The organism is Xylanibacter ruminicola 23 (genome assembly GCF_000025925.1).
Taxonomy (GTDB): Bacteria; Bacteroidota; Bacteroidia; order Bacteroidales; family Bacteroidaceae; genus Prevotella; species Prevotella ruminicola.
The window spans coordinates 483,297-507,661 of record NC_014033.1 but is presented as its reverse complement, the minus strand read 5'-3'; the positions used below and the strand labels follow the sequence as shown (position 1 = coordinate 507,661).

Sequence of the window (24,365 nt, the reverse complement as noted above, 5' to 3'; positions counted from 1 at the left end):
ACATGAAAAAGTTTATTTTTACCGCGACTATCGCACTGGCTTTTGCCACATCGGCATCAGCCGCTGAAAATGTGAAAGCTACGGTTCATGCCGATCAGGCTGGAGCCAAGATCAACAAGGAGATCTACGGTCAGTTCTCCGAGCACCTGGGTAGCTGTATCTACGGTGGCCTCTGGGTTGGCGAGAACTCTCAGATTCCTAACATCAACGGTTATCGTAAGGATGTGTTCGAGGCTCTGAAGGCTCTGCAGATTCCTGTACTGCGCTGGCCAGGCGGTTGCTTTGCCGACGACTATCACTGGATGGACGGTATCGGGCCAAAGTCAGAGCGCCCCTCTTTGCGTAACAACAACTGGGGTGGCACCATCGAGGACAACTCGTTTGGTACCCACGAGTTCCTGAACCTGTGCGAGATGCTGGGTTGCGAGCCTTACATCTCAGGTAACGTAGGTTCTGGTACCGTTAAGGAGATGGCACAGTGGGTTGAGTATATGACCAGCGATGGCGATACCCCAATGGCCCGTCTGCGCCGTGCTAACGGACGTGAAAAAGCTTGGAAGGTAAAGTACTTCGGAATTGGTAACGAGGCTTGGGGCTGCGGTGGAAACATGAGTCCTGAGTACTACAGCGACGAGTTCCGTAAGTTCAACACCTACCTGCGCGATCAGGGTGGCAACCGTTTGTATCGTATTGCATCGGGTGCCAGCGACTATGATTACAACTGGACCAAGGTTTGTATGGATAAGATTGGTGCCCGCATGCAGGGTATCTCTCTGCACTACTACACCTGCACCGGTTGGAACGGTCCTAAGGGTTCGGCCATCAACTTCGATAACGATCAGTACTACTGGGCACTGGGTAAGTGCTTGGAGATCGAAGAGGTGATTAAGAAGCACAAGGCTATCATGGACGAGAAGGATCCTCAGAACAACATCGGCCTGCTGGTTGATGAGTGGGGAACCTGGTGGGACGAGGAGCCTGGTACTATCCCTGGCCACCTGTACCAGCAGAACGCCCTGCGCGATGCCTTCGTAGCTGCTCTGAGTCTGAATGTGTTCCATAAGTACACCGACCGTGTAAAGATGGCTAACATCGCTCAGGTGGTTAACGTACTGCAGTCGATGATTCTGACCGATCAGGAGGGCACAGGCCACATGGTTCTCACCCCAACCTATCACGTATTCCAGATGTACACCCCATTCCAGGAGGCTACTTATCTGCCTGTAGATCTGCAGAGCGAGACTGTGCAGTGCAGCACCGAGTACTGGAAGGAGAAGCAGAAGACCAGCGACAACACCACACGTCCTTGCCCACTGCTCTCTGCATCGGCAGCTAAGACCAAGGATGGCAGCATCGTTCTGGCCATCACAAACGTAAGTCTGGATAAGGATCAGACCGTAGATTTCAACTTCGCTGGTTTCAACGCCAAGCAGGTTAGCGGCCGCATCCTCACCTCAAAGAATGTAGCCGACTACAACGACTTTAATCATCCTAATGTGGTTGCTCCAAAGGAGTACAAGGACGCTAAGATTAAGAAGGGCGTTCTTACCATGAAGGTGCCAGCTAAGTCGATTGTTGTGGTAACGCTGAAATAAAAAATTGCCTCGCACTTAAAATGTGCAAGGCAATGTAAGCAACTGATAGTAAAGGGTACGGGCCAAGCGCTCGTGCCCTTTATCATTGGGGTGCAGGCGGTCGTTCTCGGCACTCTTAAAGTACTGCGCGTGCTCGTCCATCAGCGGGTACAGACCACTCATAGCGCCCCAGTCAATCACAGGCAGCGCCCAAATCTCGCCAGCCTGTTTTACCGACTGCACGTAGGCATCCACATACTCGCCACACTGGTTGGTATAATCCTCGGTAGGCTGCCAGTTCTTGTCGTTGGCATAAAAGCCCGCACGGTGGATAGGTGTCAGCAGTATGATCTGCTTGGTGGGATACATGCGCTTTACCTTATTTAATGCGATGTTGATACGTCCGCGATACGTACTGTCGGTCATCACCGGATAGCGGTGCAAACGGTCCACGGGGTGCTTCTGCTCGTGTATGCCAGCCACCACCTTCTCGGGTTTCTGTGTAAACCACTCGCCTATGGGCACACCCGCATTATAATCGTTGGTACCAATAAAAATCATAATGGCATCAATGCTGTCGCCATGCTCCTCGTAGCACTTATCCGCCTGTCGTGGAATATCGTTCCACTGGCGTCCGCTCACCCCATATACGTAAGGCTTGATATCCAGCCAATCGGCCAGATAGCCCCAATACTTTATTTTCGAACCATTGTTACGCGGGTCGGTAATCGAGTCGCCAAAGTAAGCCACACGCTTACCCTGCCAAGGATGTGTAAAAACGGTTTGCGACAAAGCCTGGATGGCAAAAGCAGCACACAGCAGCACCACCATCAATCGTAGTTTTAGATTAATTTTGTTGTACATCGTTATTAATTTGTTTTTATTATTCGCCGCAAAGGTAATACATTTTGCCAACTTTTTTGTACCTTTGCCCCAAAATCTTTAATTAAAACCCATTTATGAAACTAAAAAGACTACTTGTAGGAGCCCTGCTGCTCCTCTCTGGGCTGCACGTTACGGCTCAGGACACCAAAATGAATGATTTTATCAGCCAGCTGATGGCCAGGATGACCGTCGAGGAGAAGTTAGGACAGATGAACCTGCTGCCAGGCACATCGGCAACCACAGGCGAACTGAAGAACAGTCCGCTGATGCAACTGATAGCCCAGGGCAAGCTGGGCACCATCCTGAATCAGAAAGGTGTGGATGGCATCCGTCAGCTACAGGATGCCGCCGTCAAGAAGAGCCGTCTGGGTATTCCCCTGCTGGTGGGTATGGACGTGATTCATGGCTACGAAACCATTTTTCCTATTCCCCTGGGCATGTCGTGCAGTTGGGACCTGGCTGCCATCGAGCAGGCTGCACGCATCGCAGCCAAGGAAGCCACAGCCGATGGCATCTGCTGGACCTACAGCCCCATGGTGGATATCGCCCTCGATGCCCGCTGGGGCCGTATTGCCGAGGGTAATGGCGAGGACCCGTTCTTAGGCTCACGCATTGCCGAGGCATTGGTACGCGGCTATCAGGGCAACTATGGTCCTGAGAACATGATGGCCTGCGTAAAGCACTACGCCCTGTACGGCGGTGCCGAAGCCGGTCGCGACTACAACACCGTAGATATGAGTCACATACGCATGTACAACCAGTTCTTCCCACCCTACCAGGCAGCCGCCAAGGCAGGGGCTGGCTCGTTCATGACATCGTTTAATATCGTAGATTACACCCCTGCCACAGCCAACCGCTGGCTTATCGACGATGTGCTGCGCAAGCAGTGGCAGTGGGATGGCTTTGTAGTTACCGACTACGGCGCCATCGCCGAGATGATGAAACACGGTCTGGGCAATCTCCCACAGGTATCGGCACTGGCCCTGAAGGCAGGCACCGATATGGATATGTGTGCCGAGGGATTCATCGGTACCTTAGAGCAGTCGCTCAAGGAGGGTAAGGTCACTATGGCCGAGATCGACCAGGCCTGCCGTCGTGTGCTGGAGGCGAAATACAAGTTAGGACTGTTCCAGAATCCCTACCGTTTCCTTGATAAGAAACGCCGCGCCACCGACATCTATACCACCGAACACAAGCAGGCAGCCCGCAATCTGGCAGCCGAGAGTTTTGTGCTGCTTAAGAACCAGGACCAGCTGCTACCACTCAAGAAACAAGGCAAGATAGCCCTTATCGGTCCGATGGCCCACAACCGTGCCAACATGGCTGGCACCTGGGCACCTACAGCCGACAACAGCAAGTACATCACCCTGAAAGAGGCTATGGAGCAGGCGCTGGCAGGTAAGGCCACCGTGAGCTATGCCCAGGGCTGCAACTTTACCAGCGACTCTACGCTGCAGAAGGATGGTGGTTTTTATCGCGCCACCCCGTTCAAGGATAGCGAACTGTTGAAGCGCGAGGCACTGGCCATAGCCAAGGATGCCGACGTGATTGTGTGCGCTATGGGCGAGAGTGCCGAGATGAGTGGCGAGAGCAGCAGCCGCGCCACACTCGAGATGTTTGATGTGCAGCGCGAACTGCTCCAGGCCCTGCTGCAACTGGACAAGCCCGTAGTGGTACTCAACTTTGCAGGCCGCCCCACCGTGCTCAGCTGGGAGCAGGCCCATGTGCCCGCCATCCTGCAGGTATGGTTTGGTGGCAGCGAGGCAGGCGATGCTATCTGCGACGTACTGTTTGGTGATAAGGTGCCCAGCGGCAAGCTCACCACCTCTATGCCTCAGGTCACAGGTCAGGAGCCACTCTACTACAACTATCTACCCACCGGTCGCCCTGTAGGCGAGGATCGCAAGGAGTTCCAGAAGTTCGGCAGCAACTACTTCGATGTACGTAACGACCCACTCTACCCCTTCGGCTACGGTCTGAGCTATACCACCTTTGCTTATAGCGATGTAACGCTTAACGGCCGCACAGCACAGGTAACGGTTACCAATACCGGCAACTACGATGCCGACGAGATTGTGCAGCTGTACATCCACGATGTGGTGGCCAGCATCACCCGCCCCGTAAAAGAGCTGAAGGGCTTTGAGCGCATTCACCTGAAGAAGGGCGAAAGCAAGGTAGTGAAGTTCGAGATTACCGACGACCTGCTGAAATTCTACAACAGCCAGTTGGAATATGTGCTGGAACCAGGCGACTTTGAGATTATGATTGGTCCCGACAGCAGTCTGAAACATCTGAAGAAAGCCGTACTTACCATACAATAAAAAGAGAAGCGCGACACCTTTTTGCAGGTGCCGCGCTTATTCTTTAAGTGTACCATATAGATGGCATTTGTTTCGGTGTACTGGTCTCGACTAACTTATCGTCGATCTGTAATTCTTCGTTTTTTGTTTCGTTCTTAGTTGTCATAAGCATTCCTTTTTGGTGATTTTTAGTTGGTACAAATATAGGCAATTTTCCCGTTCATTGCTCTTCCAACCGCATTAATTTAGTACTTATTAACTATAAGAACGCAGTTTGTAGTATTTACATTCAGATTTTATTCAGCAAGCCTCCTTACGAATCTAGCCAGCGCAATGCGCTGGCTACTTTGTTTTTCATAAGAACCATCGGGTTAAAATATAACAAATTCGGTAAAATTCCTTAATAAATTCGTTTATACAGACATATTATTCGTACTTTTGCTGAAAAATTTAAAAATTGTAAATATGAAAACCAACGTTTTAGTATTATCTGCAGGTCTGTGTTTAGCATCTATTCTATCCTCATGCACAAAGGATACAATCCCCACTTACGAAGAAGCACAAAAAGAGGCATACACCAACAGTTTTGTAGCCAAGTATGGCCAGATTAGTCCCAGCCAGTCGTGGGATTTCACTACAGGCGAGCCAAACCTCGCTAAAACCCGTGGTGTATCTACTATCAACGTAGAAGTTTTGGAAAAAGGAGTCGACTGGGGGGATGTGTCGAAACTGAAGCTCAAGCACTTTACGTTTGGCAATGCGGTATGGAACTATGATATTATTCAAAGTGGCATCCAAAAGAATGCAGACTTATTCTACGCTATCAATAGTGAGCTACCCGAGAAGAAAATTTGGGTGGGCAACGAAGTTGCATTAGTTTCACCATCCAGCTCGTTCTATATCTTCCCCTTGCTCAGTGGTGGTCTTAATCGCTACGACCTGAAGGTAAAAGTGGGCAACGAAGATCCTGTTATTATTTTCAGTAAGGACTACAACTTTTTCCAGACCATTAACGGCATGACCACACCTGATGGTAAGACCGTTAATATGCGTGGTGTAAAGATTGAGGCTCCCGTGGGCACACCAATCGAGATTTATCTGGATAATGTGAGAAACGAGAATAACAAACAACTGCCAACCGTTGGTACCACCAATGGTCACGCCGTATATATTGATGTGCCCGAAAACGTAGAACTGGAGCTCGACGATATCGAACTGGCCGACGATCACATTGCTAAATACATTGGTATCGAGGATGCCATTGCTGGCACCGATAATGATTACAACGACCTGGTGCTGGCTGTTGTGGGTAATCCCGATGTGCCTCAGGAAAAGGTTATCACCGAGAATCAGTATGAAGTGAAGACCTGCCGCGCCAAGCGCTATATGATTGAAGACCTGGGTGCCATCGGCGACTTCGACTTTAACGATGTGGTAGTAGATGTAGAGGAGTACACCGTCTATACGCATAAGGTAACATCCGAGAATGGTGTTAAGACCAGCGACGAGGTTATCAGCACTACCACCGCTCCCACCAAGGCATTCATCCGTGCTCTGGGCGGCACCATCGACTTTGAGTTAACCATCGGTAGCACCAAGTGGGTAAAGAGTGAGTCGGATTACGACACCGCTACGATGTACAACACGCAGGGCAACATCGACTACTCGAAAGCCCTGGCTGAGTTCGAAGTGAGCGGTTATAACTACGACAATAACAACATCACCTTCCGAGCCAACGGCAAAGACGGCCGAATGTACACCGTCTCGTTCCCCAAGACCGGCGAGGCCCCAATGATGATTGCCGTAGATCCGTCAACCAACTGGATGACTGAGCGCACCAGCATCCCCAGTTCGTGGTTCACCAAGGGAGTGTAAACACAAAGCGGGCACCTGCGGTGTAGGTGGTGTCGCAAAGCCAGAAAGGATATTCAGCGGTGTGCGGAACTCATGTGGATGCCAACGAAAAAAAAGAGAGCAACACCGCTGATGGATGTTGCTCCCAATAGTTTAAGATGCCACGTAATCACTTTATGAAACCTCGATAGCTTTCGTAACTTTCTCCTTAGGTTCGGTCTTTGGCATCGTAATCGTTAGGATGCCGTCCTCAACCTTAGCAGAAATCTTCTCCTTTACCACATCATCTGGCAGCATGTAGTTCTGCTCGTAGTTCGAGTAGCTGAACTCGCGGCGCAGATAGTGATGATGCTTGTCCTCATGTTTGTGTTCAGCCTTGTTTTCAATGGCGATGGTGAGGTTGCCCTCGTCGTTGATGGCTACACGGCAATATTCTTTCTTTATGCCTGGAGCTGCAAGTTCCATGGTGTAGGCCTTCTCACTCTCCTTGACATTGACTGCGGGTGCTGTACTGTTGGCACGAGGCATAAAATCAGTGTTCAGGAAATCGTCAAATACTGTTGGGAACCAACTGTTTTTAAACATTACTGGTAACATAATCAATACCTCCTAATTATACTTTTAGTTCAACAATGTTATGAGCACCTTTGCTTTTTAGCTCCAGCGCTCACATACCAAACTGCAATATACGTGCCCAGTGCCAATTTGTCGTATATATGTGGACAGGATGGCATTGTTTTTAAACCATGATAAACTTTGCTGCCAATTCTTTAAACTCGTTTAAACATTGATTTATGAATGGGCAAAAAAAGTGTTTTGATTTTCTGCGAGATGTAGCGGAAAAACATTTTGTAGCCGGGGCATAGGTAGTTGCGGCGTTCGGGACCGTTAAGGGTGATGCGCTCTACCAGGCGATCCTTGGGGCAGCCACCGAAACAGAGATGGGCTACATCGCAATGCAGACAGGCGGAGGGCAGGCTGTCGAGCTTATACTCGCCAAACTTGCGGTTGGTTTGCATCATATCGTGGAGCGAACCCTGCAGGATATTGCCAATGCGATACTCGGGAAACACATAGCGGTCGCAACGGTACAGGTCGCCATTCTTCTCAATCACACCACAATGGCCGCAAACGGATTCGTGAACACACAAACCGGCTGGGCGGTGGGTAAGGTTGCCAATGGCAGCCTCGATAACCTGCACATACTTGCGACCTACATCACGGCGGCTCCACTCATCGAAAATGGTACATAGGAACTTGCCGTAGGCTTCGGGCTGCACAGAGAAGGGGGCCAGGTTGCGAGGCTGATGTCTATAGATGCCTGGGGGCAAAGCCACATTCTTATGGCTATCATTAAGCGGCAGGCTCTCGACAACTGGCAAAAACTGCATGTAGTTGCTGAATCCTCGTAAAAACTGATACACCTCGGCAGCATGTGTGGCGTTGGCGGCATTTACGGTGGTAAGGGTATTGAAGTCGACACCGTGTTTCAGCAGCAGGTCGAGACCGTGCATGGTGCGACTGAAGGTACCATCGCCCCGTGCGTCCTTGCGATAGATGTTGTGCAGATGTTCGGGACCATCGATGCTGATGCCGATACGGAACTGATGATTGCGGAAGAACTGGCACCACTCGTCGGTAAGCAGCGTACCGTTGGTTTGCAGCGTGTTAAGTATTTGGCGGCCCTCGCCGTATTTCTGTTGCAGCGCCATGGCCCGCTCAAAAAAGGGAATGCCGCACATAGTGGGCTCGCCACCATGCCAGGCAAACTCTATCTCGGCATAACGTCCGTGGATATCAATCACCTGACGGATGTAGTTCTCGAGCACCTCATCCGTCATGAGCGAAGGGCCTGCGGCATGGCCACCACCCTTCGCTAAATAATAACAGTACTGGCATCGCAGGTTGCAAGCCGCACCAATGGGCTTTACCTCGATGGCATAGTGTCGCAAGTCGTCACTACTGGTCATACCTATTCTTATCGTACATTTCTACACCGCCCTTATAGCCTTTCTTGGTTTCGCTACCATCGTCGGTACCAATCTCGCGCTGTATCAGGGCGTTCAGTTTCTGGTTCATCAGCTCTACCAGTTGCTGGTTGGCGTTATTATCCTTAGGCCATGCCAGGTTCTCGGTCTCGTCGGTACCGCACATCAGCAGCTCTACATCGTTGTCGGCCCACAAGGCTTCGTAATCGGCTGGTGTGTTGAACTTAACTGGTGCAAAGTAACGGGCAAACTTATAATCGGGGGTGATGATGCCACGTACAAAACCGCGCTTGTTCATATCGGCACGATAGGCAGGCTTCAGGCTGGGATTCATCACGTAGTCGCCATCAATCATGGATATCATCTCGAAACAGAACAGGGCACCCTCGCTGTTACGGATGTCGATAGCGGGATTCTTCACAGCAGGCATAAGCGAGTGTCCGTGGAGCTCCTGAGTGATAGCACTAAACTGCTGCACGTTGCCAGCTGTAGCAATATCAACAAATGTGGGTGCCAGGTCGAGATGCGAGGTAAGGTTGTAACAATGGCGACCGCCCTTCATCTCGGGGTGATAGATAATCAGGGGCACATGGATGTTGTTCTCGTAGATATTACCACCCTTACCCTTCAAGCCGTGTTCGCCTTGCATCTCACCATGATCGCTGGTGTAGATAACGATGGAATTATTAAGCAGTCCGGCTTTTTCGAGATACTTGAGCAGCACCAGCATGTGGTTGTCTTCATCCTGGATAGTGTTAAAATAATAGTCGCGGAAGGTGTGCCACCCTGTGCTGTCGGTTGGCGATGGACCTACCCAATCCTGCCACTGCTTGTTGTACTCCTTATGTGCAGCAGGGCGACCAGGTTTGTCGAACGACTCGTTCCACGATGCAGGAACAGGCACATTGTAGTTCTTTTTATAAACAGGATCGTCGGGTGCAGGTGTAGCCTCGCCTGCGATGTACGTGCCCGGTGTTTCGTTAAAGTACATGATATCGTGCGGGTTCAGGAAGTTTACAGCCAGGAAGAAACTCTGGCCGTCGTTGTTCAGCTGCTTACCTTTGTTTTTCAGCCAGTCGATGGCATGGTCGGCAATGGTGCCATCCTCTTTATAGCCCTCCCAAACCGAACCGTACATATCACCTTCGGTCCAGTCGCTAAAGCCGTACTCCTCAAGCGACTCGGTATCTTCAGAAATGTGCCACTTACCCTTAAAGGCGGTATAGTAGCCGGCATCGCGCAACATATCGCCTACGGTAGGCAGGTCGCGCGACATATCGTTTACAAAGGCATAGTTGGTGTTATCCAGCATACAGGTTTCGGTGATGTGGCGGCCGGTGTAGATAACCGAGCGGCTTGATGTGGAAACATTGGCACAGGCGTAGTGCTTCTCGAATGTGGTACCCATCTGGCGCAGGCGTTCGCGAGCGGCATAGTCGCTACCAGCAGGATACTGCTCCATGTAGGCTTCCTGGTCGGTAGTGATAAAGATGATGTTGTACTTGCCGTCGGCATTAGGCGTAGGCGTGATTTTGTTTGCAGGGTTGTCGGTCGCATCCAAACAACCAGCCAGCAGTGCACTTGTAGGTAGCAGCACCAGCGTTTTCTGAATGTTTTGCTTGTTCATTATCTATCGTTTTTTAGAGGTTAAATCATGGCGATCTTTAGGATTGAAAAAACTGTTTACCTTATATAAAAGGTAAAATACGATAACGGCGGTAACACCGAAAAGTACGTAAAGCAGAATCTCTAATTCCCTCATACAGATATCATTATTGTTAGCGGTTGCAAATATACACCCGCAGGCAGCAAACCACCTTTCCCCTCATCAAAAATATGCTGAGAGGAAAGCAGAAATACGCTAAAAGGAAAGAAATACGCCGAAAGGAAAGCCCCCTACCCTTGTTGGCGATAGGCCGAAGGCGACTGCTTGCCTAACTGCTTGAAGGCCTTGGTCATCGATGCTGGCGACGAGAAACCACACTCTTCGGCTATCACCAGCAGGCGCTCATCGGGCTTGGCAGTAATCAAACTGATGGCATGGCGCACACGATGCTGGCAAATCATATCGTAGAACGACTGGTAACCGCTGCGGCGTATCACCTCGGAGAGATAGGTGGCATTGGTGCCCAGACGTGCCGTCAGCAAGTCGCTGGTGATGTGCTGCTCGGTAAAGATACGCTCCTTGGTGAGCAGGTCGTCCAACTTACGGCTCAACTGCATAAAGCGCTCGTCGGTTAAACGGAACGTGCCTGCCACAGGTGCTGGTTCAGCCATATCATCGGCTGCAGCCTTAACGATTTCATCGGTACGGTCGGCATAGGGCTGTCGCCAAGGGTTAAGCGTAAAGATGCAGAACCAGATGTTCATACCCGTAAAAAACACGTCGCGCACGGCTTTCACGATAGCATTATCAGCATAGAAGTTGATAGCCATCAGCACACAGATAAATGTGGGCAACCACTGGACGTACTGGGCAAAACGCACGGGGAAATCATCGCTATCGGCATAGGTGTCCTCGTTGGCACGGCGCACGGCCTGTCCTATCTTGAGTGCCATGTGCACCGACAGGGCGAAATAGGCAGCAAACACCACGCTGACTGCCACAAACGCCAAAGGACGATAACCATCGGGCAGCTTCACCATGCCCAGGGCCTGTAGCAACAGGGGGGCCAGCACAAGGGCTGCCGGCATAAACAGCCAGTACCATTTGTGATCCAGCACGCTGGCACGGGCCGCATTTCGTGCCGCAAAGAAATAGCCGTGACACATCACCAGCATCTGCAGCGAAAAAAACAGCACGGCAAAGGCATTCACGTAGAGCAGTGCATCATCGTCGCCCACCTGCAACAGGTAGGGCAGCTCCATAATCTGCATCAGGTACAGCACTCCTACCGACCGCTGGGCAGGAAACAGCTCGTGGAAATGCGCATTGTAGGCTTTGGGGCGATAGTACCACTTAAGAATCCATCCGTACAGGTTGGTGAGGATAAACGCCAGGTTGACTGCAAACAGTAGTAAATATTGAGTTGTAGGCATAAGGTTATGAGTTTTGTTTGTTATTGTACGATTTTAAACTTTTCCTTTATTAATAATGTATATACCTGCCGTGGTGAGGGTGGCGGCCAGGATGTACTTAGGCAGGAAGGGCTCGCCCAGACAGAGGCACGAGGTAACGGCACCTACCACAGGGATGAGCGAATTCCAGATGGCTATCTTACCAACGGGATTGCAGGTAAGCAGCTTGTTGTAGAGGGCAAAGCCGATGGTTGAGATGCCGATGAGCATGAGCAGATAGAACAGTCCGAGCAGGGTTACATGGGGCAGCGTGCCACCCAGCAGCAAGCCGGGGATGATGAGCAGGGCACCACCGATGCCCAGACTGTAGCCGGTTCCCACAAACACATCTACACGCTTGTTTACGCCACGTGTCATCAGTCCCGCAAAGGCACCGCACAGGGCATTGAGTATAATCATACCATCGCCCAGCAGGGTGAACTGGCCACTACCCTCGCCCCCCAGGTTGAGCGACAGGATACCACCAAAGCCGATGGTGCAACCCAGGATTTTACGGGTGGTAAGTTTATCGCTCTTAAAGAACATACAGGCCAGCAGCACCAGCGTAAACACGCTGAGCGAATTGAGGATGGCGGCACGACTGCCCTGACTATGCGACAGGCCGATATAGAAGGCGGCGTAATGCAGCGTAGTATTAAGTAAGGTGAAACCCAACAGAAACAAAGCACTACCGATGAGGTTTGGTTTGGCGGCCTCGTTGAACTGGAACGAGCGATGGGTGAAACGGGCTATCGAAAGGATGATGAGTCCCGAGATACAGAAGCGGATGCCGGCAAACAGCATCTTACTGCCCGTCATGTCGGCAGTAATCTCGAACTCGGCAAAGCCCAGTTTGATAAACGGGTAAGCCCATCCCCACAGAAACGCAGCGGTAAAGGCCATGAGGGCAGCCCAAACAGGACGCTGGAAGATACTTTGTTGTGTCATATAGGATGCAAAGATAAATGTTTTGGCACGAATTTCACGAATTAACACGAAAAAATTAATAAATTCGCGCAAATTCGTGTAATTCGTGCCTAATTTTTTGTATTTTTGTCGCGAAATTAGAATGATTGCAATGAACAAACAGGATACAGCAACAAGCACAAAGCGTGATGTGGCTCTGGTACTATCGAGTGGTGGTGCCCGCGGACTGGCACATATCGGTGCCATCGAAGAACTGCTTAACGAGGGCTATCATATCACCTCGATAGCAGGCTGCTCGATGGGTGCGCTGATAGGCGGTGTGTATGCGGCAGGCAAGCTGGAGGACTTCAGAGAGTGGATGAAAACCATCGACCGCAAAAAGATGCTCGAGCTGACCGATTTCTCGTTCAGTCTGAACCACCTGGTAAAAGGCAGCCGCATCATCGAGGCCATCATGGAGTTTGTGCCCGATGTGCCGATTGAGGAGTTGCCCATACCCTACTGCGCCGTGGCTACCGACTGGATATCGGGTAAGGAAGTGGTGTTTCGCAAAGGCAGTTTGTTCGAAGCCATCCGCGCATCCATCTCGCTACCTACCTTTTACGAGCCTGTGCGCCGCGACGGCATGATTCTAATAGATGGTGGTGTTACCAACCCCATACCCCTTAACCGTGTGGAACGCCACGAGGGCGACCTGCTGGTAGGCATCGACGTGAGCGGTCACGACTACAAAGCGCAGTGGGAGATACAGCAGGAAATAACCGAGAAGCGCAAACGCAGCAACTCGCTGTCGCAACAGATACTGAACCGCCTGCTACCCGATCACCTCGACTTTAACTATTACACCATGCTGTCGCGTGTAAGCTCGCTGATGATACGTCAGAACTCGCTGCTGATGGCCCAATTGACTAAGCCCGATGTGCTGGTGGATATACAGATGGCCCGTTACGGCGGGTTCGACTACGACAAATCGGAAAAGCTGATAGCCATAGGCCGACAAAAAACACGCCAAACTTTGCTTTCGATTTAAACCTTTTGTCGCACGCTACGTCAATAAATAAACCTGAATAAAATAGGAACCATTAGTTATTATCAACAAAACCAATAATTATGAGAAAACTATTCATGTCTCTCCTGCTCTTAGTAGCAGCGTCTGCAGGTGCTGCAGAAAACCCAGTTCTAACAATCGAAGGTGGCAAGGTGCAAGGCATCCTGGCCGACGATCATCCCGAAGTTTTTGTGTATCGTGGCATTCCTTATGCTGCACCTCCTATCAAGGAGAACCGTTGGAAAGCACCACAGCCCATCGTTCCCTGGAAGGGTGTTAAGGTTTGTGATACCTTCGGTCGCCCCAGCTATCAGGCCATCCAGTATACCGGTGGCTACTACACCGAGTGGGGTTATGGTAAGGAGGCTGCCTTTAGCGAGGACTGCCTGTACCTGAACGTATGGACCAAGGCCCCTGGTGATGTGAACAAGAAGCTGCCCGTAGCCCTGTGGATTCACGGTGGTGGCTATCGCGAAGGTTTCGGTTCGGAGCCTGAGTTCGACGGACAGGAATGGGGTGCCAAGGATGTAGTGCTGGTATCCATCAACTACCGTCTGGGTGTATTCGGATTCCTCACCCACCCTGCACTGGCAGCCGAGAGCCCCAACCACGTATCGGGCAACTATGGCATCCTTGACCAGATTGAGGCCCTGAAGTGGATTAAGAAAAATATCGCCCAGTTTGGTGGCGACCCCAATAACGTAACTATCTTCGGACAGAGCGCCGGTGGTGGTAGCGTACGTACGCTGTGCGAGAGTCCCCTGGCCCGCGGCTTGTTCCACAAGGCTGTGATTATGAGTGCCCAGGGACTGAGCATTCCCGATGCCAACGGTAACATGATGGGTGGCCGCTACAGTGGCGGTACCGTACAGGAGGCCGAGGCTAACGCTAAGAAGGTGTTCGACTGGGCAGGACTGACCGACCTGAAGAAGATGCGCGCCGCCAGCACCGAGACCATCTTTGCACTGCCTACACTCTACTATCAGGTGAACAACGACGGACAGCAGCAGGCTGGCGGTTTCCCATTTATGCGCGGACTGCCATTCATGCCTATGATCGACGGTTACGTAAGCGAGAAGAGCTTTGACGATGCCACCCGCCAGGGCACACTGGCCGACGTACCTTATATGATTGGCTTTACACTGGATGATATGGGTAACATGGCACCCAACATTGCCGAGTTCTGTAAGGTTCGCGAGCAGAAGGGCGGTAAGGCTTGGGCCTACCAGTTTGCACGTCCATTGCCCGATGATGGCAGTCATCCCGAAGTAACCCAGCGCCTGAAGGGTGCTTTCCACTCAAGCGACCTGTGGTTTGTATTCAAGAGCTTGAAGCACTGCTGGCGCCCCTGGACCAAGGGCGACTGGGATCTGAGCGAGAAGATGCTTACTGCCTGGACCAACTTTGTAAAGTACAGCGATCCTAACGGTCCTAAGGGTGGTGCCTGGACTCCTTGCACCGCCAAGAGCACCAAGTTTATGGTATTCAAGTTGGACGAGAAGGATGCCGAGGCTTCGTTCTTAGGCCAGCCCGAGAAGTCGAAGCTGCCCGCATTCAGCTTCGGTCCTATGCCTGCACGACCATCTGCAACTGCTAAATAAAGTATTAAGTATTAACAAACAGAGAGTCCGTCTGCATTCGTAGGCGGACTTTTTGTATCTATCGTTGACCTGAATCAATAACATGATTTGTATCAATAAAAGCGCTGTGTTCGCACACAATTAAATATAAATGCTTGTTTAATTCAAAAAGTCGCCGTACCTTTGCACCGTCAAAAAGAAACAAAGGATAACAAAAATGTTTAAAGTAGGCCGACCGTGAAAGGCCGACTGAGTAAAATTAAGAAAGGGTAAAAAGATGAAAAAGATGATTTTGACATTAGTTGCAATGCTGAGTATGACAACCGCATTTGCCGAGGGTGAGAACACTAACGCTGTAGCAAACGTAGAGGCTTACAAGATGGATATCAATATCAACAAGCTCTCTGACGCTCTGAAGCTGGCCGACGAGCAGAAGGCTGCCGTTGAGAACATTCACCACGTGTTCAGCACTGAGATGACTTATGCTGCACAGTATGGTAATGCTGATCGCGAGGCTATGGTTAAGGACGCCATTAACACTGATGTTAAGCGCATGAGACGCGTTCTGAACGCCGAGCAGATGAAGAAGTACCTCATGTTGTTGAACATCACACTCAACAACCGCGGTCTGAACAAGTAAAAAGAGAGATTTATATAATTCTAATCCATGGGATAGTAGGACATCCATCCGGTAACGGAGGGTGTCCTTTTTTGATGTTCTGAAAGTTACGGCATCTGTAGCGGACCGTTACCATGCCCGATACGGATAGCTGCCGACTTGCGGATAGCCTCGGTAATAAACTGCTTGGCTTTACCCACCGCCTCGGGTAGCGGGTGACCTAAGGCTAAGTTGGATGCAATGGCCGACGAGAGCGTGCAGCCTGTACCGTGCAGATTGCTGGTAGCAATACGCTCGGTGGCAAACGTGCTTAGGCTGCCATCGGGTTCGAACAGCAAATCTATCATCTGCGGCTTATCGGCATGCCCACCCTTGAGCAGAAAAGCGCAACCGAAATGCCGCGCCAGGGTTTCGCCAGCCACCTGTACAAACGACGAGGAGACGGGCTTTTCGATGAGTTGCAGCAGGCGGTTAGTTTCGGGCAGGTTGGGCGTGATGAGTGTGCAGAGCGGGAACAGCTTGCTGACCACCACCTGTATGGCTTCGGATGCCATCAGCGGATAACCGCTGGTGGATACCATCACGGGATCGTAAACCACCGGCACGGGGTGCTGAGCCAGATAGGTGCGCAGTTCGTCGGCTACCACCTGAGCCACCTCGGCATCAGGCAACATACCAATCTTGATGGCCTTAGGCTCCAGATCGGAAAGTACAGCCCGCAGCTGCTGGCCTACCACTTCGGGTGGCACAGGCATGGCTGCCTGTACACCTAACGTGTTTTGTGCGGTGACAGATGTAATCACCGTAGCCCCATAACAACCATGGGCTGTAATGGTTTTCAGGTCCTGCTGAATGCCGGCACCTGCCGATGGGTCGCTACCGGCTATTGATAATACTACCTCCATGCGTCGCCGAGGATCATGGCTCCTCCAAAGCCCATTTCTTTAATTTCAGTTATTTTATCGAATGTAATGCCGCCCAGTGCCATCACCCGTTCATCGATAAGTCCCTGACTGCGGGCTGCAGCAATATCGTCGGCAGAAAATGCTGAACGATAGCCGCGCTTTGAGATACTGTCGAAGATAGGACTCAGACTCATGTAGGCATAAGGCTTTCGGCGGCACTCCGACAGCTCGCTCAGGGTGTGGCACGAGATGCTTACTGCCCCACTCCACCCTGCTGGCGGCTCGGGGTTACGACTGTTAAGATGCACCCCTCGCAAGCCATACTTGATGGCCAGCGAGTGATGATCGTGTAATACCAGACGCGAGTAGAGCTCTGTGGGAATGGAAAATAATAGCTGCTCTACCTCGCTCTGGCTGGCTCTAGGTTTACGTATATGTACCAGATCGGCCCTGCCGCTTTGCAGCAGCTGGGCAATCTTAGCGGCTTCGCCCTCGAAGAAATCAGGGCGTGTAATTACGATAATCATACACACTTTTTACACATGTCGAACGAGGCATCCCAATCCTTCCAAACGGGCTCGCGACCCAGTTCCTTCAATCGGGTGTTAATCACCTTAGCCGTACGCTCATCGCTAACCGTAAACTGCTCCAAAGCCTGTGGATAGGTGTGGTAGCCACCAGGGTTCACATGGCTCTCGGCCGACATGGTGGTTACACCTAAGGTACACATGTTGTCGCGGATGTAAGCGGGTTCGCGGGTGCTGTACGAGATGTCGACATCGTGGTCGAAGATACGCATGGCAAACGTGGCTTGTGCCAGTTCGCGATCAGTCATAAAACAGTTGGGCTGGAATCCCTCGTTCTGGGCCGGGCGCATACGGGGGAAGTTAATGCTGTACTTGGTGCGCCAGTAGTGCTTCTGCAGATAGCGCAGGTGGTGCGCCATCATCGTCACATCGGTGCGCCACTCTTTCTCCAGACCGATAAGCACACCCATACCGATAGAGTGTACGCCAGCCTGCCCCATACGGTCGAACCCGTCGCAACGCCATTCAAAACGGCTCTTCATGCCGCGTGGGTGGTACAGCTGGTAGTGCTCGCGGTTGTAGGTTTCCTGAAAGCAGATCACACCGTTCAGTCCGTGGTGGGTCAGCTCGCGGTATTCCTCCATCTTCAGCGGCATCACCTCGATCTTGATGTTCGAGAAGTAGCGCTTGGCAATATCGATAGCTTTTGCCAGATAAGGCACTCCCGCCTTGGCTGGATTCTCGCCGGTTACCAGCAGGATGTTCTCGAAAGGTGCCAACTGCTTGATGGCACGGTACTCGTCCTCAATCTGTTCGGGTGTCAGGATGGTGCGTGCCATAGGGTTTTCGCGATGAAAGCCGCAGTACACACACGAGTTGGAACACGAGTTGGTGATATACAGCGGGATAAACATCGACATGGTGCGCCCGAAACGCTCCTCGGTGTATTTACGCGAGAGTCGGGCCATCTGCTCTAAGTAAGGTTCGGCTGCAGGCGATAGCAGGGCCATAAAGTCGTTCACATCGCAGCGACTCTTGCCTAAGGCGCGGCGCACATCGGCATCGGTCATGCTGGCTATGCGCTCGGTGGTTTCCTGCCAACTAATGTTTTTAAGTTCGTCACTAAACATTTTTTCGTTTATTTTGATTTACAGGGTTTGAAAGCATACTCCTTCAACTGGTGTATCGAAGGATGAGTGCCACAGAGTTCGCAGCTTTCACGCTTGCCAAAGTCGAAGCGCTGCCACTGCATGCTGAGGGCATCGAAGGTAAGCATACTGTTGGTGAGCAACTGGCCCACCCCAGCTAAGTATTTCAAGCACTCGGTGGCCTGCACGGTACCTAACATGCCGGCTATCGAGCCTAACACGCCCACCATGGCGCAGGTCTCCACATCCTGCTTGGCAGGGGGCTCGGGGAACAGGCAACGGTAGCAGGCCGAACCAGGCACATGGGTCATCAGCTGTCCGCTATATTTGCTGATACCACCCATGGTAAAGGCCTTGTTAAGCATCACGCAGGCATCGTTTACCAGATACTTGGGGGCAAAGTTGTCGGTACCGTCGATCACAAAATCGTAGGGCTTAATCAGCTCCATGGCATTGGTCTCGCTCAGATAGTATTCGTAGGTCTCCACATGCACATCGGGGTTGATGGCCAGCATGCGCTCCTTGGCCACATCCACCTTGGGGCGCCCCACATCGGGAGTGCTGTGCAGCACCTGGCGCTGCAGGTTGGTTATACTCACGGTATCGCCATCCACCACACCGATGGTGCCCACACCAGCTGCTGCCAGATACAGGGCCACAGGCGAGCCTAAGCCCCCTGCCCCCACCAGCAGCACCTTGGCCTGCAGCAGTTTGCTTTGTGCCTCAGGTCCGAAACCTTCCAGTATCAAGTGGCGGTTATAACGCCTACATTGTTCACTCGTTAGTTCCATTAAAGTTTAATGTTTAATGTTTAATGTTTAATGTTTAATGTTTAATCTTCCTCAAATCGTGCGTGAGCTTGGCAGCGCAGAAGTTAGGGCCGCACATGGTGCAGTACTCGCCATCGGTATGTCCTGCCTCGGTGAAATACTGCAGCGCCAGTTCGGGATCCAACGACAGGTGGAACTGGTCGCGCCAACGGAACTCGAAACGGGCTTTCGACAGGGCGTTATCGCGGATGGTGGCACCGGGGTGTCCCTTTGCCAGGTCGGCTGCATGGGCAGCTATCTTATAGGCAATGATACCTGCGCGCACATCATCCTTATTAGGCAGGGCCAGATGCTCCTTGGGGGTTACGTAGCAGAGCATGGCAGTTCCCAGCCAGGCTATCTGCGCACCACCGATGGCACTGGTAATATGATCGTAGCCAGGAGCGATATCGGTAACAATAGGTCCGAGGGTGTAGAATGGTGCCTCGTGGCACTTCTCCAACTGGCGCTCCATGTTCTCCTTGATTTTATGCATGGGCACATGACCGGGACCCTCGATAAAGGCCTGCACATTCTTCTCCCAGGCACGTACCACCAGCTCGCCCATGGTGTCGAGTTCGGCAAACTGGGCGGCATCGTTGGCATCGGCTGTACAGCCAGGGCGCAAACCATCGCCCAGCGACAGGGCCACATCATATTTGGCCACAATATCGCAGATATCATCAAAGTGCTCATACAGGAAGCTCTCCTTATCGTGCAGCAGGCACCACTTGCTCATAATGCTACCGCCACGACTCACGATACCGCACAATCTGCTATCGGCCAGGTGCACGTTGTGGCGACGGATGCCGGCATGGATGGTAAAGTAATCCACACCCTGCTCGCACTGTTCGATGAGTGTGTCGCGATACACCTCCCACGAGAGGTCTTCCACCTTGCCATCCACCTTTTCCAAAGCCTGATAGATGGGCACGGTGCCTACGGGTACAGGACAGTTACGCAGAATCCACTCGCGGGTTTCGTGAATGTTGTTACCCGTTGAGAGGTCCATCAGCGTGTCGCCACCCCACTTACACGACCAAACGGCCTTATCCACCTCTTCATCGATGCTCGATGTCGTGGCCGAATTACCGATATTGGTATTGATTTTCACCGCAAAGTTGCGTCCGATAATCATCGGCTCGCTCTCGGGGTGATGGATGTTAGCGGGGATAACGGCACGTCCGCGTGCCACCTCCTGGCGTACGTATTCGGGAGTGATATGACTCTCGATACCCAGTGCCTGGCAGTTCATGTTTTCGCGAATGGCCACATACTCCATCTCGGGAGTGATGATGCCTGCCTTGGCACACGCCATCTGGGTGATGCCCTGCCCCTTCTGAGCACGATCGGCAATCCACTGCTGGCGCATGGGTGGCAGTCCCTTCTTCAGGTCAACCGTATAGTTGGGGTCGGTATAAGGACCGCTGGTATCGTAGATATACACTGGTTCGTTCTTCTCTACGTGGGTTTTGCCATCGGCATCCTTCGTCACCGTTGGTGTCAGGTTCACCTTGGTCATACCCACCTTTACATCAGGATACAAATTTCCTTGCATATAAGCCTTCTCTCTCTGAGCATAGGCCTTGTGATCGTTTATCATTAAAAATTAAACATTAAACATTAAACATTTAAAAACGCCGTGAGTGGGCTCGAAGCTTCGGCGCAATCGGCGATGGCTCCTAAGCCTGCCTCGAAGGCCTGGCGACCGGCGATGACAGCCTGACGGAAGGCATCAGCCATTTTTACGGGATCGCCTGCAACGGCAATGGCGGTATTCACCAGCACGCAGTCGGCACCCATCTCCATGGCCTCGGCAGCATGACTGGGGGCACCAATACCGGCATCAACCACTACAGGCACCGTGGCCTGGTCGATGATAATCTGCAGAAAATCCTTCATTCTCAAACCCTTGTTGGTACCGATGGGGGCAGCCAGTGGCATCACCGTAGCCGCACCAGCCTCTTCCAGATGCTTACACAGCGTAGGGTCGGCCTGGCAGTATGGCAGCACCACAAAGCCCAGTTTTACCAACTGCTCGGTGGCCTTCAGCGTCTCAACCGAGTCGGGCAACAAGTAGCGTGGGTCGGGGTGTATCTCCAACTTCAACCAGTTGGTGCCAAAGGCCTCGCGGGCCATCTGGGCAGCAAACACCGCCTCTTCAGCATTACGCACACCCGAGGTATTGGGTAGCAGTTGTATACGTGGGTTCTGGGTGATGTGTGTCAGCAAATCGTCGTTCTTGTCGTCGAGTTCCACACGTTTCATGGCAACGGTAACCATCTCCGATCCCGAAGCCTCGATAGCCTGGGCCATCAGCACATTGTTGTTAAACTTGCCTGTGCCCAGAAACAAACGAGAGTTAAACTCCCGTCCTGCAATTACTAATTTACTCATGATTAACTATGTTTGTTAAGTGTTTCATTTCGTCAATGGGGTTCGCAGCCCTTAGCACCGTACCACTCAGGGCAATGCCGGTGATGCCGGTTGCCAGTATGGCGGGTATATCGTCCTTGGTAATACCGCCGATAGCCACAATGGGTATGTCGATATGCGCCGCACGCATCTCGATAATAATCCGTCGGTAGCCATCCAGTCCTAATACCGGCGACAACTTCTGCTTGGTGGTAGTAAAGCGGAAGGGGCCACAGCCAATGTAGTCGGCACCAGCCGCATAGTGGGCTTTTACATCCCAGATGGTGTTAGCTGTTCCACCTATGATATAATCGGGGCCTAACTGGCGGCGTGCCTCGCTAATGGGCATATCGTTCTTACCCAGATGCACACCATCGGCCTGCAACTCCTTTACTAATGCCACGCGATCGTCGATAATAAACGTAGCGCCATACTGCTTACATAGCTTCTGGGCCTCAATCGCAACAGGGCGCACCTCATCGTCGGTAGCGTCCTTCATGCGCAGCTGTATCCATCGGCAACCACCCTGCAAGGCAAGACGGATGCTGTCCAGATAGCTATACTTATCAGTGTAGTGAGATATAAACTGTAACATAGCCCTTACCCCCCGCATGCAGCTTTGATAATAGTGATAGTGGCGCCCTCTTGCAGGATGGTGTCATCCCAAGTAGTGCGCGGTTTCAACTCATTATCGATAGCTATTGCCACACCTTTGGCGGGCAACTGCAATTGGGCGGCAAGCTCGGATACAGTTTTGGCTTGCGTCTCGTGTTGTTTGTTGTTAATCCTTACTTTCATATTGCATTCCTCCGACGGCATTACCCGTATCAGGTTCTATGGGTATTTTCTCAGCTTTGGCACATGCCTCAGCACCCCGAATATTTAATTTTGCGCTGCAAAAGTAATGTTTTTATTTCTATCTGACAAATAAATCGCAGTTTTTTTTGCTATTTGCTATCAATTTACTACTTTTGCACTACAATGAAAAGAAATAAAGAGATATATAAGGTAACAATGGTGGGTGGCGCGGTAAATGTGGTGCTACTGCTGTTTAAGTTTGTGGCGGGCATTGTGGGACATAGTGCGGCAATGATTGCCGATGCGGTGCACTCGCTGTCCGACTTTGTCACAGATATCATCGTGCTGGTGTTTGTGCGCATCAGCGGCAAACCTACCGACAAATCGCACGAGTACGGGCATGGTAAATACGAAACGCTGGCCACCACACTGATTGGGTTGGCACTACTGATAGTAGCCGTAGGTATTGTGTACAGCGCACTCACCAAAATTATCCATTGGGCACAGGGCGGCACCTTAGAGGCACCAGGCATGCTGGCGCTATGGGCTGCACTTCTTTCGATTGTACTCAAGGAGGCGGTGTTCCACTACTCGATGGTGCAGGCCCGCAAGCTGAACTCGCAGGCAGTAGAGGCCAACGCCTGGCATCACCGCAGCGATGCCCTGTCGAGTATAGGCACAGCCATCGGCATTGGTGGCGCCATCTTCTTAGGTGAACGATGGACGGTGCTCGATCCCATGGCAGGTATCATCGTGGGCCTATTTATTATTAAGGTGGCGATAGACCTGCTGCGTAATGGCATTGGCGACCTGATGGAGCATTCGCTGCCCGATGAGGTTGAGAGCGAGATTCTGCAGCTGGCAGGATCGATACCTGGCGTTACAGAGCCACACGATCTGCACACGCGCCGAATAGGCAATCATTACGCCATAGAACTGCACATACTGATGGACGACGACATCAGTTTGCGCGAGGCTCACAACAAAAGCGAAGAAGTGGAGAATATCCTACGCGAACACTACGGCAAGGAAACCCACATATCGGTACACGTAGAACCAAAAAGCATCAGAGAACATTAAACTCGTCGGCATCGTCCAGCACAGGGAACTTCTTACGGAAACGCTGCAGCTGTTCCATGTCGAGTTCAACGGTAGCAATACCCTCCTCACCATCGGCACACTGGGCGATGGTGCGGCCATAGGCATCAATCACCACCGAACCACCAATATACTTACAAGCAGCATCGCTACCCACACGGTTTACGCCTATCACATAGCACTGATTCTCGATGGCACGTGCCTTCAGCAGCGTTTGCCAGGCATCCTGACGCTGTTCGGGCCAGTTGGCTACATAGATGATGGCGTCGTAATCGCCACGCGAACGCGAAAACACCGGGAATCGCAAATCGTAGCACACCTGCAGCAGGAAACGCACACCACCCCACTCTACTACCACACGGCGATCGCCTGGCACATAATCCTTTGTTTCGCCAGCATACGTAAACAAATGGCGCTTATCGTAATAGTCGTACTTGCCATCAGGATGCATAAAAATCAAGCGATTACGCAGCAATCCCTCTGTATCTTTTTTTGCCACACTACCTACTATGGCGGCATTATGCAGCATGGCCTGGTACGCCATCCACTGCAACATAAAGTGAGCCGGAGCACCCACCCCACCTACATAGCCCTCGGCCATAAAACCTGTGGCAAAGGTTTCTGGCAACACATACATATCGGCACCCGGCTGCTGATTTAACAACGGATCCAAACGGTCCATATTATTAAAAAAATTGCTACTGGGTATATCGTGTTGTACAATCGCTATCTTCATAATCTTTATACCTTATTAATATAATGTGGCGGCAAAGATACAAAAAAAACTAAAAAAATGCACCACCTTATAGAAAAATAATGTATATTTGCGCCAC

22 protein-coding genes and 1 riboswitch are annotated in these 24,365 nt (G+C 51.5%); of the genes, 7 read left to right on the top strand and 15 right to left on the bottom strand.

Annotated elements, in window-relative coordinates:
- The first annotated feature begins 2 nt into the window (after positions 1-2).
- Positions 3-1,595 (top strand): alpha-N-arabinofuranosidase, encoded by a 1,593-nt coding sequence (locus PRU_RS02105; RefSeq protein ID WP_013063521.1) that lies wholly within the window; start codon positions 3-5, stop codon positions 1,593-1,595.
- A 15-nt stretch (positions 1,596-1,610) separates the two neighbouring features.
- Here the strand turns inward: PRU_RS02105 and PRU_RS02100 are convergent, their stop codons facing one another.
- Positions 1,611-2,438: an SGNH/GDSL hydrolase family protein gene (locus PRU_RS02100; protein ID WP_041385552.1), complete on the bottom strand. Its 828-nt coding sequence runs from the start codon at positions 2,436-2,438 to the stop codon at positions 1,611-1,613.
- A 95-nt stretch (positions 2,439-2,533) separates the two neighbouring features.
- Here PRU_RS02100 and bglX point away from each other — a divergent pair, with 95 nt between their 5' ends.
- Positions 2,534-4,780 carry a beta-glucosidase BglX gene (gene bglX / locus PRU_RS02095; protein ID WP_013064472.1) on the top strand — a complete coding sequence of 749 codons (2,247 nt, stop codon included), beginning with the start codon at positions 2,534-2,536 and terminating at the stop codon, positions 4,778-4,780.
- Positions 4,781-5,224: 444 nt separating this feature from the next.
- A complete protein-coding gene (locus PRU_RS02090) occupies positions 5,225-6,634 on the top strand; it encodes a hypothetical protein (protein ID WP_041385551.1) in 1,410 nt (469 codons plus the stop codon).
- Positions 6,635-6,787: 153 nt separating this feature from the next.
- Here the strand turns inward: PRU_RS02090 and PRU_RS02085 are convergent, their stop codons facing one another.
- The 5 genes from PRU_RS02085 to PRU_RS02065 form a co-directional block, all read right to left on the bottom strand.
- Positions 6,788-7,198, bottom strand: coding sequence for an Hsp20/alpha crystallin family protein (locus PRU_RS02085; RefSeq protein WP_224083011.1), 411 nt, complete (start codon positions 7,196-7,198; stop codon positions 6,788-6,790).
- 185 nt (positions 7,199-7,383) lie between these two features.
- Entirely contained in the window at positions 7,384-8,583 is a 1,200-nt protein-coding gene (locus tag PRU_RS02080; RefSeq protein WP_013063279.1) for an anaerobic sulfatase maturase, read from the bottom strand.
- A complete protein-coding gene (locus PRU_RS02075) occupies positions 8,573-10,228 on the bottom strand; it encodes a sulfatase-like hydrolase/transferase (protein ID WP_013065443.1) in 1,656 nt (551 codons plus the stop codon). Before PRU_RS02075 ends, PRU_RS02080 begins: the two co-directional genes overlap by 11 nt.
- Positions 10,229-10,497: 269 nt before the next feature.
- The gene (locus tag PRU_RS02070; RefSeq protein ID WP_041385550.1) at positions 10,498-11,640 is read right to left on the bottom strand and encodes an AraC family transcriptional regulator; all 1,143 of its coding nucleotides are present in this window, start codon (positions 11,638-11,640) and stop codon (positions 10,498-10,500) included.
- A gap of 33 nt (positions 11,641-11,673) precedes the next feature.
- Positions 11,674-12,606, bottom strand: a complete 933-nt coding sequence (locus PRU_RS02065) for a DMT family transporter (RefSeq protein WP_041385549.1) — start codon at positions 12,604-12,606, stop codon at positions 11,674-11,676.
- A 130-nt stretch (positions 12,607-12,736) separates the two neighbouring features.
- Between PRU_RS02065 and PRU_RS02060 the strand changes: the two genes are divergently transcribed.
- From PRU_RS02060 to PRU_RS02050, 3 genes are all read left to right on the top strand, one after another.
- Positions 12,737-13,615, top strand: coding sequence for a patatin-like phospholipase family protein (locus tag PRU_RS02060; protein ID WP_041386534.1), 879 nt, complete (start codon positions 12,737-12,739; stop codon positions 13,613-13,615).
- Between the two features lie 80 nt (positions 13,616-13,695).
- Entirely contained in the window at positions 13,696-15,234 is a 1,539-nt protein-coding gene (locus PRU_RS02055; RefSeq protein ID WP_013065164.1) for a carboxylesterase/lipase family protein, read from the top strand.
- A 256-nt stretch (positions 15,235-15,490) separates the two neighbouring features.
- Complete coding sequence (locus tag PRU_RS02050; RefSeq protein WP_013065539.1) at positions 15,491-15,853, top strand: hypothetical protein; 363 nt, start codon at positions 15,491-15,493, stop codon at positions 15,851-15,853.
- Positions 15,854-15,939: 86 nt separating this feature from the next.
- On the opposite strand, the gene thiD is transcribed toward PRU_RS02050, so the two are convergent.
- From thiD to thiS, 8 genes are all read right to left on the bottom strand, one after another.
- Positions 15,940-16,737, bottom strand: a complete 798-nt coding sequence (gene thiD / locus PRU_RS02045) for a bifunctional hydroxymethylpyrimidine kinase/phosphomethylpyrimidine kinase (RefSeq protein ID WP_013065002.1) — start codon at positions 16,735-16,737, stop codon at positions 15,940-15,942.
- The gene (locus PRU_RS02040) at positions 16,728-17,264 is read right to left on the bottom strand and encodes a thiamine phosphate synthase (RefSeq protein WP_013064998.1); all 537 of its coding nucleotides are present in this window, start codon (positions 17,262-17,264) and stop codon (positions 16,728-16,730) included. Before PRU_RS02040 ends, thiD begins: the two co-directional genes overlap by 10 nt.
- On the bottom strand, positions 17,261-18,394 hold the full coding sequence (thiH, locus tag PRU_RS02035; protein ID WP_013065566.1) for a 2-iminoacetate synthase ThiH: 1,134 nt from the start codon (positions 18,392-18,394) through the stop codon (positions 17,261-17,263). The genes PRU_RS02040 and thiH overlap by 4 nt, the downstream gene beginning before the upstream one ends.
- Positions 18,395-18,402: 8 nt before the next feature.
- Positions 18,403-19,203 (bottom strand): HesA/MoeB/ThiF family protein, encoded by an 801-nt coding sequence (locus tag PRU_RS02030; protein ID WP_013063894.1) that lies wholly within the window; start codon positions 19,201-19,203, stop codon positions 18,403-18,405.
- Between the two features lie 34 nt (positions 19,204-19,237).
- Entirely contained in the window at positions 19,238-20,824 is a 1,587-nt protein-coding gene (gene thiC, locus PRU_RS02025; RefSeq protein WP_013064194.1) for a phosphomethylpyrimidine synthase ThiC, read from the bottom strand.
- A gap of 20 nt (positions 20,825-20,844) precedes the next feature.
- Positions 20,845-21,618, bottom strand: a complete 774-nt coding sequence (locus tag PRU_RS02020; RefSeq protein ID WP_013064977.1) for a thiazole synthase — start codon at positions 21,616-21,618, stop codon at positions 20,845-20,847.
- Positions 21,611-22,231, bottom strand: a complete 621-nt coding sequence (locus PRU_RS02015) for a thiamine phosphate synthase (protein ID WP_139294819.1) — start codon at positions 22,229-22,231, stop codon at positions 21,611-21,613. Before PRU_RS02015 ends, PRU_RS02020 begins: the two co-directional genes overlap by 8 nt.
- A gap of 5 nt (positions 22,232-22,236) precedes the next feature.
- The gene (thiS, locus tag PRU_RS02010) at positions 22,237-22,434 is read right to left on the bottom strand and encodes a sulfur carrier protein ThiS (protein ID WP_013063548.1); all 198 of its coding nucleotides are present in this window, start codon (positions 22,432-22,434) and stop codon (positions 22,237-22,239) included.
- A riboswitch (TPP riboswitch) is annotated at positions 22,421-22,523 on the bottom strand. It overlaps the preceding gene by 14 nt.
- A 94-nt stretch (positions 22,524-22,617) precedes the next feature.
- Between thiS and PRU_RS02005 the strand changes: the two genes are divergently transcribed.
- Complete coding sequence (locus PRU_RS02005; protein WP_013064060.1) at positions 22,618-23,514, top strand: cation diffusion facilitator family transporter; 897 nt, start codon at positions 22,618-22,620, stop codon at positions 23,512-23,514.
- Here the strand turns inward: PRU_RS02005 and PRU_RS02000 are convergent.
- Positions 23,501-24,268 carry a nitrilase-related carbon-nitrogen hydrolase gene (locus tag PRU_RS02000; RefSeq protein ID WP_013064056.1) on the bottom strand — a complete coding sequence of 256 codons (768 nt, stop codon included), beginning with the start codon at positions 24,266-24,268 and terminating at the stop codon, positions 23,501-23,503. The genes PRU_RS02005 and PRU_RS02000 overlap by 14 nt on opposite strands.
- Positions 24,269-24,365 lie beyond the last annotated feature (97 nt).

Coding starts and splice junctions, on each gene's coding strand:
- PRU_RS02105 (WP_013063521.1), top strand. CDS start 3: ATGAAAAAGTTTATTTTTACCGCGACTATCGCACTGGCTTTTGCCACA.
- PRU_RS02100 (WP_041385552.1), bottom strand. CDS start 2,438: ATGTACAACAAAATTAATCTAAAACTACGATTGATGGTGGTGCTGCTG.
- bglX (WP_013064472.1), top strand. CDS start 2,534: ATGAAACTAAAAAGACTACTTGTAGGAGCCCTGCTGCTCCTCTCTGGG.
- PRU_RS02090 (WP_041385551.1), top strand. CDS start 5,225: ATGAAAACCAACGTTTTAGTATTATCTGCAGGTCTGTGTTTAGCATCT.
- PRU_RS02085 (WP_224083011.1), bottom strand. CDS start 7,198: ATGTTTAAAAACAGTTGGTTCCCAACAGTATTTGACGATTTCCTGAAC.
- PRU_RS02080 (WP_013063279.1), bottom strand. CDS start 8,583: ATGACCAGTAGTGACGACTTGCGACACTATGCCATCGAGGTAAAGCCC.
- PRU_RS02075 (WP_013065443.1), bottom strand. CDS start 10,228: ATGAACAAGCAAAACATTCAGAAAACGCTGGTGCTGCTACCTACAAGT.
- PRU_RS02070 (WP_041385550.1), bottom strand. CDS start 11,640: ATGCCTACAACTCAATATTTACTACTGTTTGCAGTCAACCTGGCGTTT.
- PRU_RS02065 (WP_041385549.1), bottom strand. CDS start 12,606: ATGACACAACAAAGTATCTTCCAGCGTCCTGTTTGGGCTGCCCTCATG.
- PRU_RS02060 (WP_041386534.1), top strand. CDS start 12,737: ATGAACAAACAGGATACAGCAACAAGCACAAAGCGTGATGTGGCTCTG.
- PRU_RS02055 (WP_013065164.1), top strand. CDS start 13,696: ATGAGAAAACTATTCATGTCTCTCCTGCTCTTAGTAGCAGCGTCTGCA.
- PRU_RS02050 (WP_013065539.1), top strand. CDS start 15,491: ATGAAAAAGATGATTTTGACATTAGTTGCAATGCTGAGTATGACAACC.
- thiD (WP_013065002.1), bottom strand. CDS start 16,737: ATGGAGGTAGTATTATCAATAGCCGGTAGCGACCCATCGGCAGGTGCC.
- PRU_RS02040 (WP_013064998.1), bottom strand. CDS start 17,264: ATGATTATCGTAATTACACGCCCTGATTTCTTCGAGGGCGAAGCCGCT.
- thiH (WP_013065566.1), bottom strand. CDS start 18,394: ATGTTTAGTGACGAACTTAAAAACATTAGTTGGCAGGAAACCACCGAG.
- PRU_RS02030 (WP_013063894.1), bottom strand. CDS start 19,203: ATGGAACTAACGAGTGAACAATGTAGGCGTTATAACCGCCACTTGATA.
- thiC (WP_013064194.1), bottom strand. CDS start 20,824: ATGATAAACGATCACAAGGCCTATGCTCAGAGAGAGAAGGCTTATATG.
- PRU_RS02020 (WP_013064977.1), bottom strand. CDS start 21,618: ATGAGTAAATTAGTAATTGCAGGACGGGAGTTTAACTCTCGTTTGTTT.
- PRU_RS02015 (WP_139294819.1), bottom strand. CDS start 22,231: ATGTTACAGTTTATATCTCACTACACTGATAAGTATAGCTATCTGGAC.
- thiS (WP_013063548.1), bottom strand. CDS start 22,434: ATGAAAGTAAGGATTAACAACAAACAACACGAGACGCAAGCCAAAACT.
- PRU_RS02005 (WP_013064060.1), top strand. CDS start 22,618: ATGAAAAGAAATAAAGAGATATATAAGGTAACAATGGTGGGTGGCGCG.
- PRU_RS02000 (WP_013064056.1), bottom strand. CDS start 24,268: ATGAAGATAGCGATTGTACAACACGATATACCCAGTAGCAATTTTTTT.